This is a genomic window from Algoriphagus aquatilis, assembly GCF_042657405.1.
Lineage (GTDB): Bacteria > Bacteroidota > Bacteroidia > Cytophagales > Cyclobacteriaceae > Algoriphagus > Algoriphagus aquatilis.
In genome coordinates, this window is record NZ_JBHSKS010000007.1 from 181,137 (window position 1) to 203,757 (window position 22,621).

General features: G+C 46.1%; 17 protein-coding genes. 6 read left to right on the top strand and 11 right to left on the bottom strand.

Annotated elements, in window-relative coordinates; translation table 11 throughout:
- Window positions 1–44: 44 nt before the first annotated feature.
- The 3 genes from ACFPIK_RS10870 to ACFPIK_RS10880 form a co-directional block, all read right to left on the bottom strand.
- Complete coding sequence (locus ACFPIK_RS10870) at window positions 45–2,720, bottom strand: carboxypeptidase regulatory-like domain-containing protein (protein WP_377915121.1); 2,676 nt, start codon at window positions 2,718–2,720, stop codon at window positions 45–47.
- Between the two features lie 131 nt (window positions 2,721–2,851).
- Window positions 2,852–3,685, bottom strand: coding sequence for a GLPGLI family protein (locus ACFPIK_RS10875; protein ID WP_377915123.1), 834 nt, complete (start codon window positions 3,683–3,685; stop codon window positions 2,852–2,854).
- Window positions 3,686–3,841: 156 nt separating this feature from the next.
- The gene (locus tag ACFPIK_RS10880; protein ID WP_377915125.1) at window positions 3,842–4,669 is read right to left on the bottom strand and encodes a GLPGLI family protein; all 828 of its coding nucleotides are present in this window, start codon (window positions 4,667–4,669) and stop codon (window positions 3,842–3,844) included.
- 209 nt (window positions 4,670–4,878) lie between these two features.
- Between ACFPIK_RS10880 and ACFPIK_RS10885 the strand changes: the two genes are divergently transcribed.
- Together ACFPIK_RS10885 and ACFPIK_RS10890 are read left to right on the top strand one after the other, a co-directional pair.
- On the top strand, window positions 4,879–6,513 hold the full coding sequence (locus tag ACFPIK_RS10885) for a sensor histidine kinase (RefSeq protein ID WP_377915126.1): 1,635 nt from the start codon (window positions 4,879–4,881) through the stop codon (window positions 6,511–6,513).
- Complete coding sequence (locus ACFPIK_RS10890) at window positions 6,510–7,190, top strand: response regulator transcription factor (protein ID WP_377915128.1); 681 nt, start codon at window positions 6,510–6,512, stop codon at window positions 7,188–7,190. Before ACFPIK_RS10885 ends, ACFPIK_RS10890 begins: the two co-directional genes overlap by 4 nt.
- Window positions 7,191–7,334: 144 nt before the next feature.
- Here the strand turns inward: ACFPIK_RS10890 and ACFPIK_RS10895 are convergent, their stop codons facing one another.
- From ACFPIK_RS10895 to ACFPIK_RS10915, 5 genes are all read right to left on the bottom strand, one after another.
- Window positions 7,335–8,741, bottom strand: a complete 1,407-nt coding sequence (locus tag ACFPIK_RS10895) for a sulfatase (RefSeq protein WP_377915130.1) — start codon at window positions 8,739–8,741, stop codon at window positions 7,335–7,337.
- Between the two features lie 238 nt (window positions 8,742–8,979).
- A complete protein-coding gene (locus tag ACFPIK_RS10900; RefSeq protein ID WP_377915132.1) occupies window positions 8,980–9,846 on the bottom strand; it encodes a sugar phosphate isomerase/epimerase family protein in 867 nt (288 codons plus the stop codon).
- 145 nt (window positions 9,847–9,991) lie between these two features.
- Window positions 9,992–11,689, bottom strand: coding sequence for a GMC oxidoreductase (locus tag ACFPIK_RS10905; RefSeq protein WP_377915134.1), 1,698 nt, complete (start codon window positions 11,687–11,689; stop codon window positions 9,992–9,994).
- A 12-nt stretch (window positions 11,690–11,701) separates the two neighbouring features.
- A complete protein-coding gene (locus ACFPIK_RS10910; RefSeq protein WP_377915136.1) occupies window positions 11,702–12,241 on the bottom strand; it encodes a gluconate 2-dehydrogenase subunit 3 family protein in 540 nt (179 codons plus the stop codon).
- 121 nt (window positions 12,242–12,362) lie between these two features.
- Window positions 12,363–13,787: an amidohydrolase gene (locus tag ACFPIK_RS10915; protein WP_377915138.1), complete on the bottom strand. Its 1,425-nt coding sequence runs from the start codon at window positions 13,785–13,787 to the stop codon at window positions 12,363–12,365.
- A 225-nt stretch (window positions 13,788–14,012) separates the two neighbouring features.
- Between ACFPIK_RS10915 and ACFPIK_RS10920 the strand changes: the two genes are divergently transcribed.
- A complete protein-coding gene (locus ACFPIK_RS10920; RefSeq protein ID WP_377915140.1) occupies window positions 14,013–14,996 on the top strand; it encodes a c-type cytochrome in 984 nt (327 codons plus the stop codon).
- A 171-nt stretch (window positions 14,997–15,167) separates the two neighbouring features.
- Window positions 15,168–16,841: a bifunctional metallophosphatase/5'-nucleotidase gene (locus ACFPIK_RS10925; RefSeq protein WP_377915142.1), complete on the top strand. Its 1,674-nt coding sequence runs from the start codon at window positions 15,168–15,170 to the stop codon at window positions 16,839–16,841.
- A 115-nt stretch (window positions 16,842–16,956) separates the two neighbouring features.
- Here the strand turns inward: ACFPIK_RS10925 and ACFPIK_RS10930 are convergent, their stop codons facing one another.
- Window positions 16,957–17,157 carry a helix-turn-helix transcriptional regulator gene (locus ACFPIK_RS10930; RefSeq protein ID WP_377915144.1) on the bottom strand — a complete coding sequence of 67 codons (201 nt, stop codon included), beginning with the start codon at window positions 17,155–17,157 and terminating at the stop codon, window positions 16,957–16,959.
- On the bottom strand, window positions 17,150–17,542 hold the full coding sequence (locus ACFPIK_RS10935; RefSeq protein WP_377915146.1) for a hypothetical protein: 393 nt from the start codon (window positions 17,540–17,542) through the stop codon (window positions 17,150–17,152). The genes ACFPIK_RS10930 and ACFPIK_RS10935 overlap by 8 nt, the downstream gene beginning before the upstream one ends.
- A gap of 127 nt (window positions 17,543–17,669) precedes the next feature.
- Between ACFPIK_RS10935 and ACFPIK_RS10940 the strand changes: the two genes are divergently transcribed.
- Window positions 17,670–19,754, top strand: coding sequence for an acylase (locus tag ACFPIK_RS10940; RefSeq protein ID WP_377915148.1), 2,085 nt, complete (start codon window positions 17,670–17,672; stop codon window positions 19,752–19,754).
- Window positions 19,755–19,855: 101 nt separating this feature from the next.
- Window positions 19,856–21,223: a Gfo/Idh/MocA family protein gene (locus ACFPIK_RS10945; RefSeq protein ID WP_377915150.1), complete on the top strand. Its 1,368-nt coding sequence runs from the start codon at window positions 19,856–19,858 to the stop codon at window positions 21,221–21,223.
- Window positions 21,224–21,443: 220 nt separating this feature from the next.
- Here ACFPIK_RS10945 and ACFPIK_RS10950 read toward each other — a convergent pair whose 3' ends face one another.
- Window positions 21,444–22,592, bottom strand: coding sequence for a glycoside hydrolase family 5 protein (locus ACFPIK_RS10950; protein ID WP_377915152.1), 1,149 nt, complete (start codon window positions 22,590–22,592; stop codon window positions 21,444–21,446).
- Window positions 22,593–22,621: the final 29 nt, after the last annotated feature.

The window sequence follows — 22,621 nt, forward strand, 5'->3', positions numbered from 1 at the left end:
CAGGCCTTTTTTAGTCTTAAGTAGTAGTAAATTTTATTTGCCTTCTACAAATCATACTTCACCGTCAGCAAGCCATACCTTGGCTGCACCAAGTAAGAAAAGGTACTGATCAGGTTTTCATTGAAACTGTCTCTGCGAATGGACCTGGTGTCAAACACATTCCAAACCGAAGCTTTGAATTCCCAAGGGCTAGACTTTTTGCGGTACAAAAGAAAAGCATTGAGAAAGTCAAAATCACTTCGTGTGGCTGCCGCCTGATTGAGGTAAGTATTGTAGGTATAATCTGCCTTGAGCTTCAAGCCTTTGATGATATCCAGATCGATCTCCAGCTTGGGACTGTGAGTAGAAAAGGTGTTTTCAACTGCGCCGGACAAGTAGTTGTTGGCAGTAAATGAATAACCCAGATCTACTTCCAAGACTTTGAAAAACGTGGTGGTCAGACGGGTGTCGTAAGTTTGGGAAAACTGCTGATTTTGAGTAGGTCGGTCGTCCAAGATCAAATTGGTGGAAAAGGCATTCCATCGGCCACCGAGTTCAAACTTGAGTTTATTCAGCGCCTTTTCAAGTCGGATATCTCCATTGAGCGTCTCATTGACCGGCTGAATATTGATCAGGGAAAGCAGCCGATTGATTCCGGCAAAATCTGTCGTGGTCGTGATTTCATTTCGCTTGCGCTGGTAATTCAGATTTCCGAACATCGTCAATCCAGAAAACATATCGAAATGGGTATAGCTCAAGGTATGCGTATCGAAAAGACCATTATCCAAGGCTCGATTTCCCTGAAAAACCGCATTGTAATCCTGCAAAACCAAGCCCTGAGCAAGTTTTTGGATATCCATGAAATTGGCCTCAGTCTGGAATCGGTAGGTTAGCGAGCGATTGGATTTGATATCCCATTTGGCATACAATCCTGGTAAGGCTAAGACTTTACTATAGGCAAGTTGACCGGCGATCTGCCGATCTCTCCAGGCATAGCGATGGAGAAAAACAGAAGGACTTAGCACTCCTTTTTTCCACTTGGTCTTCCAGGTAGTACCCAAATAAACATCCTGCAAACTAAACTCATTTTCATTTTTGAAGGCATCAAAGGGTTGGGTAGAATTTTCTTGACGGAGCGAACCGGTTAAACTTTGGGAAAAATTCTGGTAGCCGAGCGACCAATTCAGGTGGTTGGTTGGGTTAAGGATGTAGTAATAATTGAAAGCTCCCTCTAGGGTATTGGTCCTCAATTCCTGAGATTGAAACAGGCGGTAAGTCTGTGCATCAGGAATCACGTACAGTCCCAAAAGAGGCCTCAAATTGGTCTGCAAGTCGAAAAGCGGATCGGCAAACTTACTTTCCCAATTGATCTCCGTGGAAAAGACGTGCTGCTCGCTTGGGGCATGAAACCACTCCAATTTTTGCTGCAAAGAATACGGAGTTCGCGTATTCAGGGAGGCAATATTTTGAAGGTTTTGCCCGAAATCCGACTGCTGTTGATTGCTGTTTGCAATCTCCGAAATCTTCCCAAACAGGCTGTATTTGACATAGGTCTCGTCCTTAGGCGTAAAAGTTAGGGTGTATTTTCCCAACGCAGACTTATTCTCTACCTGACTGACGGAATTTAGCTTTTCCTGCACGTTGTCACCTGCAATGAGGTAGGTGCGAAGGGAATTGCTTCCCAGTTCATTGTCAGAAGCAGAAGCGATCAAAAAGCCGGTATGCCTCCACTTTTTACTTGGCGTATAGTTAAGATTCAAGGCGCTCAAATGGGTTTTGAGTTGGGCGGCATTCGTACGGTCTGCCAAAGGAATCCCGAGATCGTCCCCATTCAACTGAACCCGGGAACCTGCCCGACCTCCCAGTCCAGCCATTCCTCCGCTAAAGCGAAAATAATCCTGTAGCGTAAAAGTCTGTTCGCCGACGTTGTTGCTTCCTCCGATCAGGTTGACATTGAGTTTTGGAGCATAGTAAAATACGTTTGCATGACCGAGATAGCGCTTCTGAGGTCCAAGGCCTGCCTCCAAGTCCCCAAAGACCATGTTCTTTTTCCCGTCTTTGAGCTGAATGTTTAAGGCAAGTTTTTCGTCATTGTCCAACCCTCGAATGGGCGAAACTTCATTGAAGTTTTTAAGTACTTGCACCCGATCTACGGCATTTGCAGGGAGGTTTTTGGTGGCAAGCTTGGTATTTCCATCAAAAAACTTCTTTCCGTCCACCAGCACTTCGTCAACTTTTTTGCCCTGGACCTTCACATCCCCATTTTCATCTACCTGAAAACCCGGAAGCTTTTCCAATACATCCCCGAGTTTACGTTCGGTTCCAGTGGTAAAGGCATCTGTCTTGTAGGTAAGGGTGTCTCCCTTCATGGTCACGGGCATTTCCGAGACCACTTCGACCAGCCCCAACTCGGTATCACTTTGCTGTAATTTGATCTGAAAGGAGACTTCGGAATCCCAGTCTTTTATTGGCACTTCAAACTGACGGAAACCCACAAAGGACACCCGAAGCAAATATTCTGCTCCCGGAGCGAGTGTAATTTTAAATCTACCCTCGTCATTGGAAATCCCAAAGCCGCCGATTCGTTGGGTGCTTTGGTTGATGGCAACCACATTGGCGTATGGAATTGGTCGATTGAGCGAATCAAGAACCTGCCCAATCAGGGGTTTGCCCTGCCCGAAAGCCGAGAGGGCAAATCCCAGAAAAAAGGCAAGAAGAATCAGTCTTTTGGAAAAAGGCATAGTTGGTTAAGTATGAAATAGGAAGTGAGAAAGCGGGAATCTTCCCCGAAAAAGCTCTGAATACAGCTTTCAGTGGCTATTTTCTAGCGTCTTTTGTCTTTTGTCTAACTTCTTGTGTCTTGCTTCTTAAATCAGTTTCCAATTCGAATCGTAAACTGATTTCCATCACCGGGCTTGCCCTGGTATCGGTTCATCATTTGCTTCATACTCTCCTCTTGGATGGTTCTAAACTCCTCCCTAGTGACTTCTTTGCCTCGCTTAGGGCGAACGATGGCCACAGGTTCAGCGGATGGATTGAGCTCGATTTTTTCGCAGATCAACGTTCTTCCTGAGTTTTGTATTTCCAGAATCAGTCCAGGCAATCCAAAAAAGTTCTCCGGACCATGCGGAACAGGGATGTCCGGGGTAAACCAAGCTACCACTTGAATGGTATCTTTCACTTTTTCCATTTCAGTCATTCCGGTAGAAAATCGCTGAGAGTCGATGATCCTCGAATAAGTCGCTTTTTGCGCGGTGTAGTTGCCGATTTTCTTGGTTTCACCTGTGAGTTCCCATTCAGCAGGTTCAAGGGCATCCTTGATCAGAAATTCCTTGCCCATCACATCCTGTTCCTGCTCGTAGGCTTGCTCAGCGATGTTTTTATACAAAATCCTATCCTGACTCCCAGTATTGATCACCATGGTCATCCCTCCGGAAGAAGCCGTAGCCGGACCTCCACCAAGGCTCTCGACCTGCTTCCAATTGGACTCAATAGGTGTAAATGAAAGTACATACTCGCGCTCCATCTGCTTTTTGAGCTGAGCTTGGATTTCGGCCATTTGCTCCGGAGCCATTTTGGTGGAATCCATCTGCAATTTGATTTGAGAAGAGGACTTGTAGTACGCACGGCCAGTGAGCCCTTGGGCCATTAATTGCCCAAATGCAATCAGGAAAAGAGCTGTAAATAGTAGTGTTTTAGTATTCATAGGGACATTAATTTTCAGTTACAAAGAAGGGTAAAGGAGGTGAATTGAAGAGTTAAGCTCTGTTAACGTGTGTTAATCCGAGGTTTAGATCCATCAAAACCCCCATATTCTTAAATGAAATTATGTATTTATTTCAGCTTGAAAATTAGGATAAGTTTATTCCCCACCAATCCGAATTTTTGAATCATCTTCATTTTTGCCTCGGTATCGATTGTTCATCTTATTTATGCTTTCTTCCTGCATCATATCGAATTGCTCCCTAGTGACTACTTTGCCTTTTTTGGGAATCTTTATGGCTATTGGATTGAGAGTGGGGTTGAATTCCACCTTTTGAAAATAATAGGACCTTCCTCCATGATGTACCTCCAAGATCAAACCAGGTAGTCCTTGATAAATTTCCGGACCATTAGAAATCGGAATTTCGAGAGTAAACCATGCTATAATCTGAAGAGTATCTTTTGTTTTTTCCATTTGGGTCATATCTGTTGAAAACCGCTGAACATCTACAATTTGATGGTAAATGGCCTTTTGGGCTGAATACCCACCAATCTCTTTGATTTCATTTTCAAGTTTCCAATCAAAAGGCTCTAAGGCATCTTTGATCAAAAATTCCTTACCCATAAACTCTTGCTCTTGGACATACCTTCGATCCACTAGATTTTTATAAAGGATTTCATTTCCACTTCCAGAAAGGCTAATGAACAATCCTTCATCACTCGTTCGATCAGAAGAACCGGCTAAAGTTTGCATTTGCATCCAGTTGGATTCCGTTTCGGAAAAGGTCAAAATAAAATCCCTTTCCCAAGGTTTCTTCATGATCTCATTTGCTTCAGCAATTTCCTCCATGCTCATATCCGCACTATCAATTCTAATCAAGATTTGATTGGATGCTTTATAAATAACTCGGCCGCTGAGCTGTTGGGAAAAGGCTGTTTCAAGGCAGAAAATCAACAAACAAAGGGGAAATAATAGGTTGGATATCATAATAGCTATTGGATTAATTGATGAGCACAAACCAACCCAAAGAGAAAAAGTAAAAGAGTTAAGCACTGTTAACGTGTGTTAAGCCCCATTCATCGGGCTTTTTAAACCCTCTATTTTAGCATCATGAAAAGTCCTTTAAAAGATTCACCCTCTGGGAACTGATTTTGCAGGACATACCATCTGACCCATTAAAATCAAAATAACACCAGATGAAAAAGCTGGAGTTCAAGCGAATAGGATTTCTGATCGGATTTACTCTCCTGGTAAGTATCGGGGTGCAAGCTTGGCGGATGTATTCACAAGTCAGAATCCTAAAAACCCAGCTGCTCGTTGACATCCAGCAAAGTCTGGATAATGCAGTGGAAAGCTATTTTGCCGAACGGGCCAAGGCTGATGTAATCACTCTGACCGACGGGCTTATTCCGGGAAGTCCTTTTAGAGAAATGGACAGTCTCACCATTACCTCCTCATCCATTACAAGAATACAAGTTCAGAAGTCTGCAGATAAGGATGTAAACAGACCAAATACACCCCCGATCAAACTTTCTCAGGACTCTCTTTCATTTCCACAAGAATTTATAGACCGAGTAGGAAAAAGCAATTTAGTAATCCGGTCCCTATCTCAATCGCAGGCAGAAAACCTAAATTTTGATTCTGTATTCTGGCAAAATGTATCCAAAGACTCTGTCCATACTATAATTCGGATGGATTCATCACGGAAAATCGCAAAGGATCAAGCCAACAATCTGGGCATATTTTTAGGTCGGTCGGCAGCAGACAGCTTAGAGCAAATGAAATTTTTGACCAACAAAATCATCATTTCCATCACCCGGGATTCTTTGGACCTTAATCAAATCGACAGTCTGCTTCAGGATGAACTTCTTCGAAAAGGCATAGCCATCGATTACAAACTTCTTCAAGTCAACAGGAGATTACCTCAAATAGATGAAGCTCCCCAAGCCCCTAAAAACCCACCTCTACAAAAGCTGGATATGCAATTCACGGTGTCTAGATCCACCTTTTTGCCACCTGGACAGAGTTTGGAATTATATTTTGAAAACACCACCCTCACACTCTTGAGACGTGGCCTCATTGAGATTGGTATGTCATTGGCCTTTTTGGCCATCATCGCCTACGCCTTTTACTACCTCTATCAAACCATCAAAAACCAAAAGGAAATCGCTGAAATCAAGCAGGACCTGATTGCCAATATCACCCACGAATTCAAAACTCCGATCGCCACCACGCTATCTGCAATTGAAGGAATACAACAATTCAATCCGGAAAATGACCTTCAAAAAACCGACCGCTACTTGGGCATCTCCAAAACCCAAATGCTGAAACTGAACCAAATGGTGGAAAAACTGCTGGAAACAGCCACCCTGGATTCGGATCAGTTGGTATTAAAAAAGGAGCAGATCGAACCCGAAGCCCTTCTGCGGCAGCTGGTACAGAAGTTCCAGACTTTGGCTCCGGAAAAACACATCGAACTGACTATTCCAGCCCATTGCAAACCCATTTTCGCGGATCCTTTTCACTTCGAAAATGCGCTCTCCAATCTCCTTGATAATGCCGTCAAATATGGCGGGAATCAAATCCGAATCAGCTTGGATCAAAATGGAATGCACAAAATCCGCATTCACGACAATGGAGGAACTATCAGTACAGAACAAAAGGAGCGAGTGTTTGAGCAGTTTTACCGCATTCCCAAGGGAGATTTACATGACGTAAAGGGTTTCGGTATCGGCTTGTATTACGTGAAAAAGATTCTCGAAAAGCACGAAGGAAAAATCGAACTGGAGACAGGGAAGAATTCTACCACCTTTATCACTTATTGGCCATGAGCAAAATTAACGTATTGCTGGCCGAAGACGAGCTGGCGCTGGGCATGATCATTCAGGAAAGTCTCGAAAGCCGGGATTTCAAAGTACGTCTCTGCCAAGACGGTCAAAAAGCCTGGGAAAGTTATCAGGCTCAAAAGCCCGATGTGCTGGTTTTGGATGTGATGATGCCGAAAAAAGATGGCTTTTCACTCGCCTCCGAAATCCGAAAAATTGATCCCCACACCCCGATTATCTTTCTAACCTCCAAAAGCCAAACCGAGGATGTGGTCAAGGGCTTTGGACTCGGGGCAAATGACTACGTGCGCAAGCCTTTCAGTATGGAGGAACTCATCGTGCGGATCAAAGCGCATCTCGACCGTCTGCGAACTCGACAAAATCAAAGCGATTGGATTGCCTTAGGTCAATATGAGTTTCATCCAACCCGACAACTGCTGAAGCTTGGAGATCACGAGCAGCCTCTGACCTCAAGAGAATCCCAACTGCTGCAAATCTTATTGCAAAACGCCAATGACATCACCGATCGCACGGTGATTCTGAATCAGATCTGGGGCTCAGACGACTTTTTCAATGCCCGCAGCATGGATGTCTTTATTACCAAGCTCCGCAAAAAACTCCAGGACGACCCGGAAATCCAGATTCTGAATGTGCGGGGATACGGGTTTAAGCTGGTGTGTTGAGGGATTGCAACTTTTCCAAAGGTTAGAACTTTGGAAAAGTTGCAATCCAAGAAGTTGAACATGATGGTTAGCCTAAAAGCCAATGCTTTTGAGATAAGCTTTGAGTTATTGTAATAGTTATTGCTGGAATAACTACTACAAAATCTAACTCCTCACAGGCAACCTAGCCCCGGTCTCCTTCCACCACTTTTCCAGCTTGCTTTTCAGCTCAGCTACCAGGTGTGGCAACTCCAAAGCCAGATTACTTTGCTCCAAAGGATCCTTGCTCAAGTCAAACAATTCTACGTCCCCCCCATCAAAATAGTAAATCAGCTTGTAGTGGCCTGATCGCACGATGGAATAGGGCTTCACATCCGGCTCCCGGTAGTGAGGAAAATGCCAGAACAAATCCCGATTGGGTATTTGCCCTTCTTGCAAAAGTATTGGGCTTAGACTTTGTCCGTCGGTTTGCACTTCTGAAGCGCCCACCATATCTAAGATCGTCGGCGCCCAGTCCATGGTGATGATGGGCGTTTCAGACACTTTTCCCTCTTGGATCAGCCCAGGGAGAGACACGATCGTGGGTACGCGAATGCCTCCTTCATACGGATAGCCTTTGAAGGAGCGAAGTCCGCGATTGATGGTAACAGGATTTTGGGGATTCCCGATCAGTCCGCCATTATCTGAAGTGAAGATGATCAGAGTGTTTTCTCGCAACCCCAACCTTTCTAATTCTGCCATCACTTTTCCGACATTTTGATCCAGGTTTTCTACCAAGGCCGCATAGGTAGGATTCTTTTGGATACCGGGAGTCTTTGATTTGTATTTTTCTACTAATTGCTCCGGCCCCATGATCGGGGTGTGTACCGCATACGGCGCCCAATGGATGAAAAATTGACCTTCGCGGTTTTGGATAAATTTCACCATCTCATCCCCTTCCCGGTCGGTGAGAAATTCCCCTTCTTTGCGTGGAGGCACATTTTTCAGCACATAAGTAGGCGCTGCATTTTTTGCCAGATAGGGATCAAAATAACTGGGAGGCTGCCCAAGGTCATTTCCCCCAATATTGATGTCAAATCCTTGATTTTCGGGATGATTTCCTTCTTCACCCAAGTGCCATTTGCCCACATGCATGGTGGAAAAACCTAGTTTTTTGAGCCGCTCGGCAAGCGTCATTTCTTCCAAAGGAAGATACCCTTGATTTTTAGGGGTTTTCAAAGGCTTACCTTGAGTCTCTTCAAAATCGGTCGGCAAAGCCAATCCGGATCCTCCCTGAAACTTTGCCCGAATCCAGTCGGTGATTCCTGTTCGTGCGGGATACTTTCCCGTCATTAGCGCAGCCCGACTCGGAGAGCAAATCGCTGCTGCAGCATACGATTGGGTAAATCTCATCCCCTCTGCTGCCAATCGGTCAATATTTGCCGTTTCGTAATAATCACTCCCTAACACTCCCAAATCTGTGGCTCCGAGATCATCGACATGTATCAGGATGACGTTGAGGTCTTTTTTCTCTTGGCTATTCCCAGATAAACCATTCAAAATCAAGACCGTGAGCAAGAAGAGACGTTTCATTTTTTTATACTTATGAATAGGATAAAATCATTTCATTAAAAAAATCAGCCGATACAAAACCAGCTCCCGTATGAGTGATTGTAATCTTCATTACGTGGTTGGTTAATTCAGTGAGTCCCCAGTCAGAGGAAATCGGGAGGGATATCCAAGCCCCTCCCGAACCTCTGCACCACTTTTGAGGGGAGTATGAGAAACTTTTCTAAAGTTTCGAGTTTTGGAAAAGCTACAGTAAATCAACTCAATACTTTAAGCTCCTGAGGTACGCAATACTTTTTGGCAAAGCCTCCAACTCATGGTCACCTTCATCCTCAATAAACATGTGCTTGATGCCGATCTTATTGGCTTCTCGCAGGATAGCAGGAAAATCCAATTCACCTTGACCTAAGGGCACGTCATTTTCAGGTCCGGTCAGGCCGGTCATGTCTTTCGGAGCACCTTTTCTGAAATCTTTCAAGTGAAGGGACACCCATCGTTTGCCATACTTTTTTAATAATGCCGCAGGATCTCCACCCCCAAAATGCGTCCACATCACATCCATTTGCAGAGAAACGTATTTCGGGTCCGTATTTTCTACCAAGTAATCAAAAAGTGTCCCCTTTCCATAAGGCTGAAACTCATAGCCATGCACATGGTATTTGAAGGTGATACCATTTTCTTTCAGGACTTTTCCACCTTCATTAAATGCTTTGATCGCTCGATCCGCATCTTCTTTGGAAAACTGCCCCCGCTTGTGAGGAATCCAGGCACACATCACGTACTTGGCTCCCAAGGCCTTGGCACGATCGGCCACCGCCTGAGGATCTGATTCCAGTTGCTCGAAACCTGTACCGGTGGAAGGCAAAGAAATCCCACGATCTGCGAGCATTTTTTTGAAGTCTTCGACACTCACACCTTGAGGCGCACCGCCCTCAAACTCGGTAAAGCCCATTTTTTGGATGATGTCGAGTGCTTCCGGAACGCCATTTTTCCATTGATTTCGGAACGTGTAGGAAGCAAAACCGAGGGGAACCTGAAGCATCGGGTCGCCTTTTTTCTGGGCTTGAGTTTCGGAAGGGGAAATGATCCAAGCAAACGCTAGAATCAGGAGGGGAAGGATATTTTTCATAGGTTTTTTATGGGTTGTCTACGGTCGACAGTCCACGGTCCACTGCTGCTTGCAAAGTACTTCACTCGATAAGGGCAAATCAAACCAAAAGCCTGGATGGTAGATTAGCTGGCTGTCGACTGTCGTCCGTGGACCGTTGACGAAATTATAAATTCATTTTATTCAACTCCTCTACTGCATGGTTCGCAGCTCGGGCGGTGAGGGTCATAAAGGTCAAGGTTGGATTCTGTGTACTCGCACTCGTCATGCAGGCGCCATCGGTCACGAAGACATTGGGACAAGCGTGAAGCTGATTGTATTTATTGACCAAGGAAGTCCTGGGATCATTTCCCATGCGGACTCCTCCCATCTCGTGGATATCCGAACCCGGAGGAGAACCCCGATCGACGACATTGATGTTTTTGAAGCCCATCCGCTCATACATTTCGGTTTGCTGCTCCACAAAGTCACTGGTCATCTTGTCGTCATTTTCTTTCCACTCCACCGACATGATGATTTTGGGAATGCCGTACTTGTCTTTTTCCTCTGTAGAAAGTCGCAGGTGATTGGACTCATCGGGAACCATTTCTCCCTGCATCCAGGCTGACATGCCCCAAAGCCCATACTTTGGATTAAGCAGACTGTCGCGCAAGGCATCGCCGATTAGCTCTCCATTTCCATCCAGCTGACGGCTAGCAGACATCCCGATGGCATATCCACGGAGGAAGTCTGTCTCCTGTCGATAGACATTCCGGAAACGAGGTACATAGGCATGACCGGGATTTCTTCCATCGTTAAACTTATCCAAAAATCCTTCAAAGGTCGCATAGCCGCTTCCCCTGTAATTGTGACACGTGATGAATTTACCCATCAGACCATTGTCATTACCCAATCCATTGGGAAACCTGGAAGACTTGGAATTGAGCAGGATCGCGTTGGAATTGATCGTGGAAGCATTGAGGAAGATGATCTTGGCATAAAATTCAATGGATTCCTGGGTATGTCGGTCGATTACCCGGACACCGATTGCCTTTCCTTTTTGCTCGTCATAAATAATAGACTCTACTACCGAATCAGGTCGAATAGTCAGATTTCCTGTCTTCTCCGCCCAAGGCAAGGTAGACGCATTCGCAGAAAAATAGCCCCCATACACACAGCCACGATTGCACATGTTTTGGTTCATACACTTATTCCTCCCTTGATCCTTGTGAATCTGCTGAGGATCGGTCAGGTGTGCACAGCGACCTTGTATCAGATGACGGTCCGAACCGTAAATTTCCTTTAGCTTTTCCTTGTAGTATTGCTCCACGCAGCTCAGCTCAAAACCCGGCTGAACCACCTGATCGGGAAGGACATCCAAGCCATCCCGACTGCCTGCAAAACCCACAAAAGTCTCCACATAGGTATACCAAGGCTCCATGTCTTTGTATCTAATAGGCCAATCCACCGCATAGCCGTCCCTAGCCGGACCTTCCCAGTCAAAGTCAGACCAACGCTGCGTGCCCCGAGCCCAAAGCAAAGATTTGCCCCCTACATGATAGCCTCGAAACCAGCGGAAAGGCTTTTCTTCGATGTAGGGCTGTTCATCTTGAGCCAAAGCCCAATGCATCGTCTCCTCCCGTCCCCAGTTGGCGGCACCAACACCCGAGCGCTTTTCGATGGGTACCACTCCACGGAATTCAAATTCCCAAGGTGCTTTGGATGCAGTGGGATAATCCTCGATATGACGAACCATCCGTCCCCGCTCGAGAACAAGGGTTTTGAGTCCTTTTTCGGTCAGTTCCTTGGCAGCCCAGCCACCAGAGGCTCCCGAACCGATGACGATGGCGTCGTAGGTACGTTTATCTTTAGAATCTTGCAACATGTCGTTTTGGGTTTAAGCTTTTTCGGCAGGTACATCCACACATCCTTTGTAATAACCAGGAGCAACCTGATAGTCCCGGTATTCGACCATCACTTCTTTCACGGTGGTGAAGCCCATCACGGTATTGGATCGCATGAGGCTATAGAACTTTTTCTCTTCTTCGATTTCAGAGTTTTTCTTTCCAAGGAGCACTTGCTCTCTTTCAGCCTGATTCAGGTCCAAAAAACCGGATTTATTCAAGCCTTTGAGTTGACTTTTAATCAAGTCCTGATCTTCTTTTTCATAGCATTTTTCAAAAAGCTTGATCAAAAATTGATCTGTACCCGTGCTCAGTGCGCCGATTGGTTTGGCCTCTGCTGAGGGCAAAATCGGAGGAAGTCCTTCCGGAATAAACGTATCAGCAATGGCAGAAATCACTTGTTCCTCCTCAAAAGAAAAGAAACCGGCATGCGTCACACGGTCGATAATTTGCCACTTCCAATCGGCAAAGACCAGTCCGGCAATACCGGCAACCGATCCTCCTATGATTTTGAGTGATTTACGTCTATCCATAGCCTAGGTATTTTGGGTGAAAGGCAAGATCCAAGTTAATTTTTTTTGAACTCGAGCAAATCAAAAAAGGCCAGAATTCCATAAGCGGAAGTTCTGGCCCTCTTGATTGAATCTCAGAAAATTACTTCCTGTAATCTAACGGAGCTTGACGATTGCCAACGAGGGCCTCGTAAGTAAATCCTTCCCCTCTTCTTTTATTGAGTTCTTCCAAAGCAGTACCGGTCACGGATGGATTATTGAAAATATCCATGGCAGTCAAGGTCATCGTTTTTGCGGCGACCATCATTCCTTTTTGCCCGATGCTCATGCCACCTGCGGCTACTGCCTGCCAGGTATGTGCCGAAGTCCCAGGTACCCAAGTTGCTGTACCCAAGCCTACCGTAGGCACCAGCCAGCTGATGTCACCCACATCAGTAGAACCTCCACCGCCTTCTTCACTAACGATAAAAGGTGCGATTTTAGTCGCATCATCCGGTGTGGCTTTGACGCCTGCAGGATAGGTTTTGATAATATCCTCGGCAAACTTTCGCTCTTCAGGCGTATAGGTAATGCCACCGATTTTTTCCAAATTTTTGTGCATGATGCGGGCTAGCGTCTCATTTGGCAAGAGATTGTACACCCCGTTGATCACTTCGTATTCCATGCGGGTTTGGGTACCTAAAGCAGCACCTTCGGCAGCTTTGACCATCCGCTCAAAAATCTGCTTCACTACCAAAGCATCGGGATGTCTGACATAATGGTAGGATTCCGCAAAAGCAGGAACCACGTTGGGAGCCTCGCCACCCTTGGTGATGACATAGTGCATTCTGGTTTCCATTGGCACATGTTCACGCATCAGATTGACCATGAAATTCATCGCTTCTACTGCATCAAGAGAAGACTTACCTCTTTCCGGAGCTGCAGCAGCATGTGAAGCCTCTCCATAAAATCTGAATTTGGTAGAAATATTTGCCAAGGAAGAAGTAGCTCCTGCCGCATTTTGACTGCTTGGATGCCAATGGATCATCGCATCGACATCGCTGATCAATCCCGCTCTGGCAATGTAGACTTTTCCTCCTCCGCCTTCTTCGGCTGGCGTACCATAGACACGGACAGTACCCTTGATTTTATTGGCCTTCATCCAGTCCATGATGGAAATCCCCGCAGCTACAGATGCAGCGCCGAATAGGTGGTGGCCACAGGCATGACCTGCACCGCCTTCTACTACAGGCTTACGGAAAGGAACTGCCTCCTGGGAAACTCCAGGTAAAGCATCAAATTCTGCCATGATTCCGATCACGGGCTTGCCCGAGCCATACTCCGCTACAAATGCCGTGGGAATACCCGCTGCACCTGCAGTCACTTTAAAACCTGCTTCGGTAAGCGTTTTTTGCAGGAGAGCCGAACTTTTGGTTTCGAGGTAACCAAGCTCAGGATTGGACCAGATCTGCCTTGCCAGATCGCCGTAGAAATCAGCTTTGGCGTCCAGTTTCTTCAATACCTCCTGCTCCTGAGCGACCGCTGAAAAGAGAGGCAAAAGGAAGATGAGTAGAATTATCTTCTTCATAGGGGATTAGTTGATTGTATGTGGTGAAAATAGAAAGAGTTTCGACGAGGTTAAAGAATTTTATTCGGAAGGAGCTTTAGAATGAAAAAGAATACCACTGATCTCTCACTACAAAAAAAAATTGGATGGATACTCGTTCACAAGACAGATTCCCAAAGCATGTCGAAAACACACTTTATTTACAAAAAAATGTTTTTTATATTCATCGCCTTAATCTAAAGCACTATGAAAAAGATTTTTAAGGTTTTTACTTACCTACTCGGCGCAGTTGTTTTACTCCTGGTTTGCGGATTGGCTTTATTACAATTGGGTTTTCCAAAAGTGGACCCTTCGGAAGAACTCACCATCGAATACACGCCCGATCGTATTGAGCGAGGAGCCTATTTAGCCAACCATGTCGCCGTCTGCATGGACTGCCATTCCAAGCGGGATTTCTCTGAGTTTTCAGGCCCTCCCAGTCCAGGCACCCTTGGCGCCGGTGGGGATCGATTTGATCAGTCCATGGGATTACCTGGTGTATTTTATGCAAAAAACATCACTCCGTTTGGTATTTCAGATTACACAGATGGAGAGCTTTTTCGATTAATCACCACAGGAGTGACCAGGGATGGAAAGGCGATGTTTCCACTGATGCCTTATCCTTATTATGGAAAAATGGATCGGGAAGATATCTATGACATCATCGCCTACATCCGATCTATTCCGTCTATAGAAACCGAAATTCCTGATTCGGAAGCAGACTTTCCTGTCAACCTCATTTTGCGAACCATGCCTAAAAATGCAGAATTGGTCAAAAAGCCTGACCCATCAGATCAAGTAGCTTATGGCAAATACCTTGTCAATGCCTCCGCCTGTATCGAATGCCATACGCAACTCACCCCCCAGGGGGTTATTGATCCTGAGTTGGCTTTTTCAGGAGGCAGGAGCTTTCCTTTTCCTGATGGTTCGGTCGTCACAAGTTCGAATATCACACCGGATGTAGATACCGGAATTGGCAAGTGGACCGCGGAAGCATTTGTTCAGCGATTTAAACAATACGCAGACTCAGCCTATGTCAATCCCAAAATCGCGCCGGGAGAATTCAATTCGCTTATGCCATGGGTCATGTACTCAGGCATGAAAGAAAATGACCTCAAAGCAATCTACGCCTACTTGATGAGTTTGCCCGCCAAGAAAAACGAAGTGGTAAAATTCACAGCCTCAAACTAGTATCAAACCCAGCTTTATGAACCAATCCAAAAAGCTTCCTTCTGGGAAGCTTTTTCTGTTTGTGACACCTGTCACCGTTTTGTGGACGTTCTACTTTCTATTTTCGTCAATCTTGGGAGGTTGTTTCTATTTCCCAATCTGAGAAGTATCCAATCAATAAGCCCAAACTACATGAAGTCCTCCAGAAGAAAATTCATTGCTCAACTTGGAGCTCTAGGCGCAAGCACCGGACTAGCCTCGGTTGCACATGCCGCTACGGATTCAAGTGATTCCAAAAAAGAAATCCCAACATCATTTACTCTCAACATACTTCAGACCACCGATGTGCACTGCCAAATCCATGCGCATGATGAATTGTTTTGGGAAAATGGTCAGTCCGTCTTCCGGAAAACCGGCGGATACGCTCACCTGAAAACTTTTCTGGATAGGCACAGGGAAAAGATGAAGCACAGCTTCTTGATTGACACCGGAGACATGTTTCAGGGCTCAGAGCTTTCTGTAAAAACTACCGGCGAAGCCATGGTTCCGATTCTAAATGCCCTGGATTACGACCTCTATCTCCCTGGCAATTGGGAGGTGATCTATTATAAAAAATCCATGCAGCACCTTATGGGCTCCTTGACGGCACCTAAAGTCTGCGCCAATATGTACCATGATCTAGGAGAAGGAAAAAGAGGCGAACTCATCTTTCCTCCCTATCATATCTGGACCATCAATGGGGTAAAAATTGGCTTCTTGGGGTATACCGATCATTTGGTTCCCGTTCGTCAATCTCCCAACTACAGCAAAGGAATCATCTACACCAAGCCGGAAGACAACCTTGCTCACTACGTGGATGTATTGAGAAATCAGGAAAAGTGTGCTTTCGTCGCCATCGTTGCTCACCTGGGACTTTCTCAGCAGATTCATTTGGCCAACCTGCCTGCCTGCGAGGGAGTCGATTACATTTTGGGAGGAGATACCCACGAACGTGTAAGAAAACCCATCCAGGCAAAATATGCCAAAGTGGTGGAGCCCGGTGCTTTCGGGTCTTTCGTTGGAAATCTAGAACTGAAAATCGAAAACGGAAAAGTGGTCAGTGACCGCTACGAACTCTTGGAAGTGGATGCCAAAAAGTATCCCGAGTCCAAAGCAATGAATCAAATCATCGCCAAGTATGAAGGACCTTATCTAGAGGATATCCAAAAAGTGGTAGGCTATAGTACGATACCGCTTTACCGCTACTTTGTGATCGAAAATACCATCGACACCATGATACTCGATGCGATCAACTGGCAGGTTCCTGATGTGGACATCGTTCTTTCCAACGGGTTCAGATTTTGTCCTCCAAGGTCAACCCCTGATCAAACCGGTAATATTCCGATCACCAACGGCTTCATTTACGATATGCTTCCGGTGGACAGCACGATCCGAACCGGCAAAGTGTCTGGAAAACAGATCAAGGAATGGCTTGAACGGGAGCTTAACAATGTGTTTGCAGCCGATGCTTCCAAGCGATTTGGAGGATGGGTGATTAAGTTCAAAGGAATGGAAGTGACGTTCAATGCCTTTGGGGAAGAAGGTAACCGAGTACAGACCGCTGTGGTCAATGGTAAGCCTCTTGATTTGGAAAAAGTATATAAAATCTGTGCCTGTGAGCGAGACGGTGATCCTGATGATATGCTCTGTAGATTCCGTGGGGTAAGAGAGACTGAAAATATGCCTTATACCCTTCACCAGGCAATGAGAAGCTATTTAGCCAAAAACTCCCCTGTCACCCCAACCCCTCCCCAATCTGCCATGGCACTCGATGCCCCGGCCACCTTGCTGACTCAGGTGAGTGGAGTGGATTATGAGTTTAGATGATCAATAAGAATTTAAGCAAAAAAAGGATAGAGAAAAGTGTTTGTTCACCCCCGAAAGCCGGCCAGATCAAGATGGTCGGCTTTTTCGTTTCAGAAAAAAAAACTCCAGCCGTCAATTACTTCTCATCTTCAAAACTGAACAACTCCTCAATCGCCACTCCAAAAACCTTTGCCAAATCATAAGCTAGGCGTAGGGATGGATTATACTTGTTTTTCTCCAAAAACACGATCGTCTCTCGCCTGACATTCACCTTTTTAGCCAAATCATCTTGAGTGAGTTCCTGGCGGATTCTAAATTCTTTGATTCGATTAGTCATTGGGCACTCCTCTTAAATGAAAAAAGATCCAACTCAAGGCAAAAATCACGGCCATACCCAAAATACCCGTTCCAATCAACTGCTCTTGGTCAAAAGCTACCCGATCTTTAAGCCATAACAAGAACACCCAGAAATAGAGCGAGATGTAATAGGAAAGCGAGGAGGTTCTTAACATCACCTTTTTGCTCAATTCATCCTCTTGAGGCTCTCCTGCTTTCCAGCTTTTGATTCGTCGGATCAAAATAAAGACAGCAAATCCGACAATTGCCAAAATCACCCCCAAGGAAGTTAACTCCTCTTCACCAAGGCTTTCCTTTCCTAGCCAAAGCAATACGGTCAATGCAACAAGAAAGAGGACGATCACTAATGCAATGATATTTTTCATTTCAATATGTTATTTATTTCTAACACAATGTTAGATATATTTAACAACCAATCCTAGAGGTTTGACCAGATTTTTAGAAAAATATTTTCATTCAAAACATTACCTTCCCTTTGGAATTTCTTCGATTATGAAAAAACTGATTTCTCTTTCCATCCTTATCACAATCCTTTTTTCTTGTCAGCGAATACTAAAACCATCCAATTGGGATACTACACAGGTAGAAATCGCCCGAGATGAATTTGGCGTGCCTCATATTTTCGGAAAAACTGATGCCGACGTAGCATACGGACTGGCATGGGCTCATGCGGAAGATGATTTTGAGACGATCCAAAAGACAGTTTTGGCAGGAAAAGCCCTGACCGGAAGGGTATTTGGAGAACAGGGAGCGGGAATTGACTTTTTTGTCCATCTGTTGGAAACTCGAGAAATCGCCAAAGAAAAATACGATTCCAGCTTTTCTCCCGAATTCAAAAAAGTCCTGGAAGGGTATGCCGCAGGACTAAATGATTACGCCTACCATCATCCGGAGGAAGTGCTGTATGGCCCTGCCTTCCCGATCAATCCCAAAGAAATCATCTCCGCTTACATCCTTTCACTAGCCCAAATGTCAGGTGCAGATCGGGCAGTGCAGGCCATCGTGGGAGGAAATGTGGACTTGATTCCCGAGGATACCTTACCCAAAGGCTCCAATGCCATCGCCATTCACCCAACACGAACGGATTCCGGAGAAGCCTTTCTAGCTATCAACTCTCACCAGCCGCTCGAAGGCCCCGTGGCTTGGTACGAAGCCCATCTCAATTCAGAAGAGGGCTGGAATGCTTTGGGAGGACTTTTCCCAGGTGGAGCGATGATTTTCCATGGCGTAAATGAACACTTGGGCTGGGCGCATACGGTGAATTCACCTGACTTTTTGGATCTATACCAGATGGAACTCAATCCGGAAGACGAGGAGGAATACCTCATGGACGGAGAGTGGCTCGAACTTGAATCCAAGATCGTCTGGCTGAAAGTCCGGCTGTGGGACTGGATTACAGTGCCCGTTCCTAAGAAAGTCTGGAAATCCATCTATGGCCCAACTTTGGTCACCGAGCAAGGTGCCTTTGCGATTCGATTTGGAGCTTTGGACCGAGTCGGAGCCCCTGAGCAGTGGTGGAAAATGAACAAGGCGAAGAATTTCTCCGAATGGAAAGCCGCCATGTCCAGCATGCAACTGACCAATTTCAATACAGTCTACGCGGACAAATACGACACCATTTTCTATGTCAGCAACGGCCTTTTACCCAAGAGAAACACAAGTTTTGACTACAGCGGAACAGTTCCCGGAAATACCAAAAGGACCCTTTGGACAGCATATCACTCCTTTTCTGACCTTCCTCAGCAAGTCAATCCCAAATCTGGCTACCTCTACAACACCAACCATTCGCCATTCAAAGCCTCTGCATTTGAGGACAATCTAGCATCGGAAAATTATCCTGTAGAAATGGGCTTTGACCTCCGTGACAATAACCGTTCGCTCAGATTCCGGGAACTGATGCCGGATACAGGGAGAATTTCCTGGGAACAATTTGAGCGGATCAAATTCGATCAGACCTTTCCTCATAACCTGGCTTTCCGCACCGACTTGAATTCGCTTTTTTCTTTATCTCCTGAAAAGTATCCAGAGGTAGCACAGCAGATCAAGGCCTTGAGAAACTGGAACAAGGAAGCTTCCGCCGACAGTGAAGGAGCCGCCCTTTTTGCCTTTGTCTATTACTATTGGTGGGAGGAGTTTGCCAAGTCGGGAAGAAGTTTTGAGACTGTCCTCACCGAAGAAGAAGCGGTAAAGGGGCTCCAGGAAGCAAAAAAGCATTTTGAAACTCATTTTGGAGAAGAACTCATCGCACTCGGAGAATACCAGCGACTCGTGCGAGGGGAAAAGTCGCTGCCACTTTGGGGCCTGGATGATGTGCTCTCGGCGATCCGATCTACTCCTTGGGAAAACGGACGTAGAAAAGCTGTGCAGGGGGAATCTTACATTCTGATGGCCCGCTTCGGGGAAGGCCTCCCGGTCTTGGAATCGATCAATGTCTATGGTGCCAGCAACCGACCCGATTCACCTCATTATGCGGATCAGATGGAGCGCTTTGTCAAGCGTGAACTGAAACCCATGACGTTGGATAAAGAACAAGTATTGAAAAAGGCAGCACGAGTCTATCAACCTGGAAAAAAGTAATCACCTGTCAGCCCCCTATCCGATCCGATCATCCCAGCCCAGTTTGCATCTGAGTCTCCTTTTTGTATCTTGAAATTCGTCACTCTTTAACCCAAAAACCTATGAATCAACTCAATCGGAGAGATTTTATCAAAAGCTCCAGCGCCATGATGACTTTGGCCAGTTTTGGCCTGTTTGGCATGGACTTCAAAGATGTAGAAGGTCCGCTCAAAGTCGCCCTAATCGGTACCGGTTGGTATGGCAAATCCGACCTTTTTCGACTGATCCAAGTAGCCGATGTAGAAGTAGTCGCGCTCTGCGACGTCGATAAAAATCTACTCAAGGCCGCAGGAGAGCTTGTCTCTCAGCGCCAAAAATCCAAAAAAGTCCCTGAGCTGTTTGGAGACTATCGCGAACTCCTCAAGAAACACAAATGCGACCTCGTGCTGATCGGTTCGCCGGATCACTGGCACGCCCTGCAAGCAATCGAGGCCATGAAATCAGGAGCCCATGTCTATTTGCAAAAACCAATTTCGGTCGACGTGATCGAAGGGGAAGCTATCCTCGCTGCAGCCCGAAAATACAAGCGCGTGTGCCAGATCGGCACCCAACGCAAAAGCACACCTCACCTCATCGATGCCAAAAAACAAATCATCGATACCGGAAAACTGGGCAAAATCAGTCATGTCGAAGTTTGTTGCTATTTCCACATGAGGGCCAATGGAAATCCTCCGGTCGAGCCCGTTCCTGACTTTTTTGATTATGAAATGTGGACAGGTCCTGCGCCCATGAGACCTTACGATGGACTCCCACATATCCGCTGGTGGAGAACCTTCATGGAATATGGCAACGGCATCACCGGTGACATGTGTGTGCACATGCTGGATACGGTTCGCTGGATGCTGAAGCTTGGCTGGCCAACCCAGATTACCTCCACGGGCGGAATTCTGGTACAAAAAGAAGGCAAGTCCAACATCTCCGATACTCAGACTGCCATTTTTGAATTTCCAGAGCTACAAGTGGTCTGGCAACATCGCACTTGGGGCAATGCCCCAGATCCAGAGTATCCCTGGTCATTCAAAATCTACGGAGAAAAAGGAATGCTGGCAGGAAGTACCATGCAGGCAGATTTTTTCCCTGTTGATACCAAAGCCGAAAAAATCCATTTTGACTGCTTATTTGAGCGGGAGCAATACCCTGAGGACTTAACTGAAGATCGAATCGAACTCAATGCCGCACCGGCCACTCGTCTGCACATGAAAAACTGGTTGGAGTCCATCGATAAAAACACCTTGCCGGTAGCTGATGTGGAAGACGGGCATATCTCTACCGCTTCTTGTATCCTCGCCAATATCTCCATGGAGCTCGGAGGCCGACCGCTTCGCTATGACCCCAAAACCATGACCGTACTCAACGACCCTGAAGCGACTGCCAAGCTTCGTAGACCTTACCGTGGGCCTTGGGTGCATCCGGAGCCGAGTAAGGTTTGATGCTTCGACAAGCTCAGCACGAGGATTAAGTGAAAAAGAAATCAAGTCCCGGACAGGAAAGTGTTCGGGATTTTTTTGGGTAGTCCAGATCTGACAGGTTTTGAAAACCTGTCAGGTCTTCCTATTGAATTCCAAATACTTACAAAAAATTTATCCCTGCAATTCTAAAATTGAATTTTAGAATTGCAGGGATGATTGTCTTTCATAAGGTGCATAAATATCAAATCTGCGCCTTCAACAACTCCAAAAACTTCCGATCGAGCTTTTCTCCATACCAATCCTCATAAACCACGTCCTTTCGGCCGGAATTGAGCACCCCAAAAGCCCCGGAAAACTCCCAGATTCCAAAGCCTACTTCCATTTCTTTCAACACCTGCAGGACATCTCCAAACCACCCCAAAAACACCTCGTGGGGCGTCTGATTGTAGCAGCCGCATTCCCCACAGTGGACTCCAACTCCCTGGTCAATCAAGGCTTTCCACGGGGCATAGTAGTTTCGGATGTTATCAATATCAAGCGAATTCTCCCCTTGCTGCAAAGGCCAATCCACCGGTGGCACAGATTCCGGATCTTTATAGACCCAGCTGGCTTTGTAGTGGGAAATCGGAAAAGGATGATACCCCCGGCAGCTCTGCGACAAGTCCAAATCGGCCAATTCCGGCACGGCAATTCCCCCGCCCCCATTGCCATCGGCAATGACCAACCGGGATTTTTTGACTGATTTAATGGTTTCCAAAGCCGCTTTGGCCACCCGATGATAGTCCACCACATCTACCGGGCCACCGGGGCTGTGCTGATCGTTGGGATTTTCCCGCTGAAACGGTTCATTCACCAGATCAAAGCTGAGTCTTTTGGAGGAAATTCCCCGATAGCGCTTGGCCCACATTTCCCAATGCGCACAAAAGGCTTCCAAAGCCTCCTGATCTTTCCAGAGGTTATACGGCTCCTCAAATCCCGCATTGATGCAGAATCCAGGAGCGCGATGTAGGTTTAAACTCACATGCAGACCATGCTGGATGGCCCGCTCCACCAGTGCATCTACTTTTTCCAATCGGCTTTCATCAAAATTCAGGACCTCATCCGGTCGAATCGGTCTGCTGCGATCGATGTTCAAATAGGAGGGATATGAAATCGGAACCCGGACAAAATCAAAGCCCCAATCGGCGATCCACTGGATGTAGGCAGGTTTTGTTGGCCTTCCCTGATCTGGGTTATGGGAGAAAAAATCCAGCAAATTGAAGCCTTTCCACGCGGGAAGTTTGTTTTTCCTTTTGACTTCCGAAAAAGAAGAATACGGCAACAAACTTGCTCCTGCGGTAGCCAAAGCCGCTTTTTTCATAAAATCCCGACGAGAATCAGAAAGGTTCATAGACAAAATAGGTTGAGTTTGAAAAAGGA